Below are 6,528 nucleotides of genomic sequence, written 5' to 3'. Positions count from 1 at the left end.
ACCCATTCACGCAGGGTGTGCGGCGAGCAGCCGATCTTCGACGCCACCGACGATACCGCCGCCCAGCGCGAGTCGTGATCGCCTTCGTGATCCAAAACCATCCGCACCGCGCGGGCGCGAACCTCAGGTGAAAATTTGTTGGTCGTAGTGCTCATGATGGCTCCATCCTATTTGGGAGTTGGAGCCTCCGGCAAACCCGGCGCGGTTCAGCAAGGTACTGTTTCAGAACCTCGCCGTCCGGTTCGTAGACCCGCATTCCGTCGATGATTTCGAGGCCGACCGACGCGGCGGGGTCGTCTGTCATTCGTCGCCCAAAGCTGACAGATAGAGATCAACCAGCTCCGCTTCCTCGCGGCGTTTGCCCTCATCCTGGCGGCGCATGGCGATGATCTTGCGCATGATCTTCACATCGTAGCCGTTGCCCTTGGCCTCGGTGAAGATTTCCTTGATGTCCTCGGAAATCGCCTTCTTTTCCTCTTCCAGGCGCTCGATGCGCTCCACCAAGGATTTGAGCGAGCCTTTGTCAAAATTGGGGATGGGCATGGGTTATGCCTTGCTTTCCTGCGCTTCGGCGTGGTCATGCCGCTCGGTTTTGGCTTCTTCCCGCGTCGAACAATTAGGCTTTAACTGGTTTCTTCCGATCATTGATCGGCTCCCGAGCGCGTAGGCAACCGCCACGCTAGCGCCGATGACGATGAAGATGACGGCAAGAATTAGGGCATCGAAATATTCAAAAATGTCGATCATCGGATTTCTCCTAGTAGGGGCCGCTCAAGGAAATGAGGGCGGGAAAGCGTGATCTTAGCCTTTTTGCTCTCGGCGCGCAGCACCCGCAGGTCGGTATTCTCGGCTTTCTCGTCATCGCCCTCAACCCCTTGCGGCTCTAGGCTTTGGGGTGATTTCCTTGCGGTTCGGCAGCGGCCTGCGCGGGCATGGATTTTACGAAAATGAAATGCAATTCGTTGGCGAATTGGTCGAGCGCAAGCTTGATTGACATGCTGTCGGGATAAGGAAATGCGCCGGCTGGCGGGCGACGACTACGGCACCTTTCGAGCCGAGAAGTGGAACATGATCGCGTGGCAGAAGCCGAAAGCCGCGCGCCGGAAGCTGCTCTACGCGCTCACGCACTTGAACGAGGCGGCCGGCGGCGCCGTTGTCAACCTGATCCTGTGCTTTCGATGCAAGGAGACGAGCAATGGGATTTGATCGGCCAATGGGTGCCATTCGACGATCCGCGCCCCTCGACAGTCCTAGGCTACGGCCGGAAATGGATCGGCCTGACATGGGCTGACATTGCCGGCGGCGTTCTGACAATCACGCCGACGAAGACTGAACGCTCGACGCGCGCAAAAATCAGTATCGATCTCGCGCTCTGCCCGATGGTTCAGGAAGAACTCGCGCGCATTCCTGCCGCCGAGCGCCATGGCCCGCTGATCATCAACGAGCAAACCGGGCTGCCGTTCATGGTGAAGCGCTTCACGGGGACTTGGCAGGAGGTCCGACGCGCCGCCGAGCTTTCCTCTAAGCTCTGGAACCGCGATATTCGCGCGGGCGGCATCACGGAGGGCGGGATCGCCGGCGCCAGCCTGGACGACCGGGCGAAGCTGGCGGGACATTCCAGCAAGAAGACCACCGCCGGAACTTATGACCGCGACGTGCTGGTATCAGCAAACCGTGTGGCTGAGGCGCGCGCGAAATTCAAGAGGGGCGACTAAATGCCAAAGGGATATGTTTCAGATAAATCTGTTGATGACTTCATATGTCCTCCAGAAAAAGATCGAGAATTTCTTTGGGATACGGACCTGACCGGCTTCGGCGTCGGAGCGTTTCCTACCGGGAAAAAGGTCTATGTCGCGCAGTTCAGAACAGACAGGTCTTGTCTTCGATGTCGACGACGGTTTCGACGCGCGGCAGATGATCTGCCAACGCGCCCCGATTGGCGCGGCGCTTTCGGGCCGCCTTGTCGCGCGCGTCAGCCGATTGCGCCTGCGCCTGCGCGCCTGCTTCGTCCTGTTCGGCCTCTTCGAGCGCGAGCACCATCTGGTCTTCGGGCAGCGTCTCGGAGCTCCGGCCAAAGCGGTGGCGCTGCATCTCGTTGATAAACTGGACCAGACGCTCGTTGCGCGCCCGCTCAGCGATGAGCATCGCCTTGAGTTGGTTCGGATCGTCGGAGAGGACTTCGATCGCCCGCGGCATGGAGCCAGATGACCATATTCCGCCGGCCCTTTCGAGGGGCGATTGAAAAGCATCGGGCAATCAGGCGGGTGCCGAAGATCGGCTTCGCCATGGGAATCCTTTCCGAATTTCCGCCCGGCCCTCCATTGTGCGAGATTTTTGGACCCGTACAGGTTGTGATGCTCCTATTGACGCGTGCTTATATGTCCCTTAAAAAAAGGAGAAGATTCAGGATGTCTAAAGTATTCTGTCAGATTCGAAACCTGGAAGAATATGTCTGTTATTCAGAATCACAGTCGACAATGAGACATCAAATACATTGGAACGTAATGTGTCAATTTCGCTTAAAACCCCTTTGGCTACAAAATCGGTCAGCACCATCATATATTTTGGGTTTGTCGCCCTGATAACGGAGACCTGTGTTCGTAATGCTATTGGTTACAAGTTTAGTCAATCGCTGATCGACTGGCGGTTTGGCATAACGAGGCGCGGACTTTTTGGCGAGGTTTTGCGTCACATCGTTCCTCCACCTTATGATTATTTGTTATACCTTCATATTTCCGAGGTGGTCTTGATCCTGGTGGCGTTGAGCCTTTGCATTTTTATTGCCGTCACGGAGTTTAAGAATCTCAAAGAGAACAGATGGTTTTTTATGCTTCTTTTTTTAGGCAGTCCGCTCGCATTGAAAAACATTGTTTTCGACATCGGTCGCACAGATATCTACGGTATATTTGTCTTTCTTCTTGCAGCGATAATGTATGTGATTGAGTATGATCGAATTTTGTTGTGTTTTTCGGTCCCATGCATTGCTGCTCTGTCGCTTCTGAGTGAGAATACAATATTTTTATTTGGACCATCATTCCTTTATATTTGCTATTGTAGCGGCCAGCGGCAGAACAAGGCGGTCGTTTGGACTCTCGTCCCTGCCGCCACGCTCCTGTTTGCGCTTGTTTTCAATCAGTTGCTTCCGCCACCGCACGTATCTATTGAAGAGTATCATGCTTACCTACAATCAAAATCATTGACTCCTATGAATAGCGACCCAGAGGTATTCCTGTACATGAATGGGTTCGGCGCTCTAAGTCATACATTCAAGGAGGTGTATCGCCAAATATCCCTTAGTAATGCAAAGAGCTTTATTCTTATGGTATTTTTTATTATTATTTTAACCTGGAGTTATGTATTTTATATTATTGCCAAGGCGAAAATGACGTCTGTTGAAAAAGCGATGTTTTATCTCATTCCCTTGTGTTATGTTCCACTATATTGTTTGGGAACCGACTGGTTCAGGTGGACATCTAATCTGACGTTTCTGATGATGATCATCATCCTTGCCAAGGCCAGTTCCTGGAACATTTCGTTGGCTTTTCCGCAACGGCGCTTCGCCGAAATCTGGCTGCTGGCGGCGATCTTTGTGATTCCCATCGGAATTAGCGAACAGCTTGGGCCGCCTACGTCGATGGAATTCATCGTGAGGATGGACCCCGGCGTCCGCCCAAAATACGATCCCGCTGACCTGATCTGGACTATTTTCCATCGCTAACCTGAATTTCTCAGTGCGCCCCGACGGCGCGTATCACCAGTGGAGGAAGATTCCACCCAGAGAGTTGTCGATTGATCTGGTAGCTGGCGAGCGGCTTGGACGAGCAATCGGACGGGCGGAAGCCTCGCGACAAAGGTCGCCCTTGGGCGATTGAGCGATCCAGCGGGCCGTAACGTGTGAAGTCTGAGCAGGCCTCGAAAGTGAAGGTATGGATGCCGACCCGCCTGAGTAACGGGGAAGGCCGCGTGGACGGGGAAGCAATCGACACTTGCACCTGCTCCAATCCATCGGGGTAATGGACACGGCACGTTGGAAGGGTGATGCGGGTAATCGGGGGAGACCAGTTCGTTCGGATCGGAGGTCGCGGCTTCAACACCGCTTTTGGCGTTGGATCGGGCGGGAGTCGGACAGGGTCGTATGACTGTCGAGGCCGGGTAATTCCGGTGGAGGAAAGGACCCTGACTTCTGGTGTGCTTTTGAAGTTGGAGAGGAAAGGGTGATTGGCGATGAGCCTCGAAACGCCCGAAAAGATCAGGAACCTTCAGAGAAAGCTCTATTGTAAGGCGAAGGCGGAGCCTGCTTTCCGCTTCTACGTGCTCTACGACAAGGTTTGCCGCGAAGACATTCTGCGCCACGCCTATATGCTGGCCCGCGCCAATGCGGGCGCACCTGGCGTAGACGGGGTGACTTTCGAGCAGATCGACGCGTCGGGCGTAGAAGTTTGGCTGGCGGGCTTGCGCGAGAATCTCGTCTCGAAGACGTATCGGCCTGACCCGGTGCGGCGGGTGACAATCCCGATGCCGGGGGGCCGAGAACGTCCGCTCGGCATTCCGACGATTCGGGATAGGGTGGTTCAGACCGCCGCCAAACTCGTGATCGAGCCGATCTTCGAGGCGGACTTCGAGGACAGCGCCTATGGCTATCGCCCGCGCCGCAGCGCGGTCGATGCGGTCAAGGAAACGCACCGGCTTATTTGCCGGGGCTATACCGACGTTGTAGACGCCGATTTGTCGAGATATTTCGACACGATCCCGCACGCGGACCTCCTCAAATCGGTGGCGCGCCGCATTGTCGACCGGCACATGCTATGGCTGATCAAGCTATGGTTGAAAGCGCCGGTAGAAGAGCGGGATGGCGACGGGAAACGGCGTATGAGTGGCGGCAAGAGCAACACCTGCGGCACGCCTCAAGGCGGCGTTGCGAGTCCATTGCTCGCCAACATCTACATGAACCGTTTCCTGAAGCATTGGCGTCTCACTGGACGCGGCGAAGCATTTCATGCGCACGTTGTCTCTTACGCCGACGACTTCGTCATCCTCAGCCGCGGACATGCGGAGGAGGCTTATCAGCCCGTTGACGAAGTCGCCGTGTGCTGATTCCCACTGATAATGGGAATCGGGCTGGATTATTTCGATGGCGATGAAGCGGGACGCCGGGGTTCAGAATGACCTCATCGCGACTTGGGCGGACATGCCGCGCTCTCCCGGCCACGCCTTTTACGACCGGCTGAACAAGCTGTTGAGCGACGCCAGCTTCGACGCCTTTGTCGAGGAGGTGTGCAAACCTTTTTACGCGGCGACAATGGGCGCGCCCTCGTTGCCGCCGGGACGGTATTTTCGCATGCACATGGTCGGATATTTCGAAGGCATCGACTCTGAGCGCGGCATCGCGTGGGGCTGCGCCGACTCTTTCTCGTTGCGCGATTTCCTGCGTCTGTCGTCTTCCGAGAAGACGCCCGACCATTCCTGGCTGTCGAAAACGCGGGCGCGTCTGTCCCATGAGGCGCATGAGAAGATTTTCGACTGGGTGTTGAAGCTGATCGCCGAACGCGGCCTGGTGAAGGGCGAGCGGATCGGCGTCGACGGCTCGACCATGGAAGCCAATGCGGCGCTGCGCACCATCCTGCGGCGCGACAATGGCGAGACCTATCGCGCGATGCTGACGCGGATGGCCAAAGAGAGCGGCATCGAAACGCCGAGCGCCGAAGAGCTGGCGCGGTTCGACCGCAAGCGCAAGGGCAAGAAGCTGTCCAACGACGACTTGACAAGTCCGACCGATCCCGACGCCAGGATCGCGCGGATGAAGGACGGGACGACGCATCTGGCATACAAGCCGGAACATGCGGTCGATCTGGACACGGGAGCGATCGTCGCTGCGCCGATCCATGCGGCGGACGAAGGCGATGTGGCGACCTTGCCCGCGACCTTGAAAGCGGCGGCGGAAAATCTGGCGGACATCAACCTTGCGCCGACGCGCGAGAATCCCTGCGAGTTGATCGCGGACAAGGGGTATCATTCACGCGACGGACTCAAGGGTCTTGCCGACGGCGTCTGGAAGACGCGGATCTCCGAACCCAAGCCGGCCAAGGGTTATTTGCGTTGGCATGGCGACGAGGCGGCGCGCGACGCCGTTTACGCCAACCGGGCGCGTTTGAAATCGGGTGTCGGGCGCAAGGCCATGCGCCGGCGCGGCGAATTGGTGGAACGCAGCATCGCCCATGTGCTCGATCGCGGCGGCATGCGCCGCGCTTGGCTGCGCGGACGCGAAAACGTTCACAAGCGCTATATGATCCATGTCGCCGGGTTCAACCTCGGACTGCTGATGCGGGCGCTGTTCGGCGCCGGGGCGCCAAGCAAAGCTGTTCAGTTCTTAATACAGTCGAGGCATAGCGAGGATTAGATTGAGATCGAGTGCGGCGCGCCAGCGGGCGTTTTTGATGTTGTCGCACCCAGCGGCCCTGAGCAGGTTGTACGCGAAAGATCGCAGGCGGGCGGCGATGTCCGGGTTCTTGCGAATGCGTGAGGCATCCT

At 56.9% G+C, this 6,528-nt stretch carries 8 protein-coding genes and 1 pseudogene; 5 read left to right on the top strand and 4 right to left on the bottom strand.

Annotation, left to right across the window (positions count from 1 at the left end; genetic code table 11):
* From CCR94_RS07740 to CCR94_RS07730, 3 genes are all read right to left on the bottom strand, one after another.
* Positions 1-155 (bottom strand): transposase (locus CCR94_RS07740; RefSeq protein ID WP_146089892.1); only part of this gene is annotated, 155 nt, incomplete at its 3' end.
* Between the two features lie 145 nt (positions 156-300).
* On the bottom strand, positions 301-543 hold the full coding sequence (locus CCR94_RS07735) for a DUF2312 domain-containing protein (protein WP_104507302.1): 243 nt from the start codon (positions 541-543) through the stop codon (positions 301-303).
* A 3-nt stretch (positions 544-546) separates the two neighbouring features.
* A complete protein-coding gene (locus tag CCR94_RS07730) occupies positions 547-747 on the bottom strand; it encodes a hypothetical protein (RefSeq protein ID WP_104507301.1) in 201 nt (66 codons plus the stop codon).
* A gap of 267 nt (positions 748-1,014) precedes the next feature.
* On the opposite strand from CCR94_RS07730, the gene CCR94_RS07725 reads away from it, so the two are divergent.
* Positions 1,015-1,206 (top strand): hypothetical protein, encoded by a 192-nt coding sequence (locus CCR94_RS07725; RefSeq protein ID WP_104507300.1) that lies wholly within the window; start codon positions 1,015-1,017, stop codon positions 1,204-1,206.
* Positions 1,203-1,715, top strand: a complete 513-nt coding sequence (locus CCR94_RS07720) for a site-specific integrase (protein WP_104507299.1) — start codon at positions 1,203-1,205, stop codon at positions 1,713-1,715. The genes CCR94_RS07725 and CCR94_RS07720 overlap by 4 nt, the downstream gene beginning before the upstream one ends.
* A gap of 154 nt (positions 1,716-1,869) precedes the next feature.
* On the opposite strand, the pseudogene CCR94_RS07715 reads toward CCR94_RS07720, so the two are convergent.
* Positions 1,870-2,196: pseudogene (locus CCR94_RS07715) on the bottom strand (transposase domain-containing protein); the annotation flags it as partial.
* Between the two features lie 310 nt (positions 2,197-2,506).
* Between CCR94_RS07715 and CCR94_RS07710 the strand changes: the two are divergent.
* From CCR94_RS07710 to CCR94_RS07700, 3 genes are all read left to right on the top strand, one after another.
* Positions 2,507-3,718 carry a hypothetical protein gene (locus CCR94_RS07710; protein WP_146089891.1) on the top strand — a complete coding sequence of 404 codons (1,212 nt, stop codon included), beginning with the start codon at positions 2,507-2,509 and terminating at the stop codon, positions 3,716-3,718.
* Positions 3,719-4,224: 506 nt separating this feature from the next.
* On the top strand, positions 4,225-5,094 hold the full coding sequence (locus CCR94_RS07705; RefSeq protein ID WP_244593974.1) for a reverse transcriptase domain-containing protein: 870 nt from the start codon (positions 4,225-4,227) through the stop codon (positions 5,092-5,094).
* A 37-nt stretch (positions 5,095-5,131) separates the two neighbouring features.
* Positions 5,132-6,397 carry a transposase gene (locus CCR94_RS07700; protein WP_206605798.1) on the top strand — a complete coding sequence of 422 codons (1,266 nt, stop codon included), beginning with the start codon at positions 5,132-5,134 and terminating at the stop codon, positions 6,395-6,397.
* Positions 6,398-6,528 lie beyond the last annotated feature (131 nt).

Source organism: Rhodoblastus sphagnicola (genome assembly GCF_002937075.1).
Taxonomy (GTDB): domain Bacteria; phylum Pseudomonadota; class Alphaproteobacteria; order Rhizobiales; family Beijerinckiaceae; genus Rhodoblastus; species Rhodoblastus sphagnicola.
Note: the sequence above shows the minus strand (reverse complement) of the source record. Positions and strands in the feature narration are given on the sequence as shown.

What these genes read in the sequence shown, in the direction of transcription:
- CCR94_RS07730 (WP_104507301.1), bottom strand. Translation starts at nt 747, where the DNA reads ATGATCGACATTTTTGAATATTTCGATGCCCTAATTCTTGCCGTCATC.
- CCR94_RS07735 (WP_104507302.1), bottom strand. Translation starts at nt 543, where the DNA reads ATGCCCATCCCCAATTTTGACAAAGGCTCGCTCAAATCCTTGGTGGAG.
- CCR94_RS07725 (WP_104507300.1), top strand. Translation starts at nt 1,015, where the DNA reads ATGCGCCGGCTGGCGGGCGACGACTACGGCACCTTTCGAGCCGAGAAG.
- CCR94_RS07705 (WP_244593974.1), top strand. Translation starts at nt 4,225, where the DNA reads ATGAGCCTCGAAACGCCCGAAAAGATCAGGAACCTTCAGAGAAAGCTC.
- CCR94_RS07700 (WP_206605798.1), top strand. Translation starts at nt 5,132, where the DNA reads ATGGCGATGAAGCGGGACGCCGGGGTTCAGAATGACCTCATCGCGACT.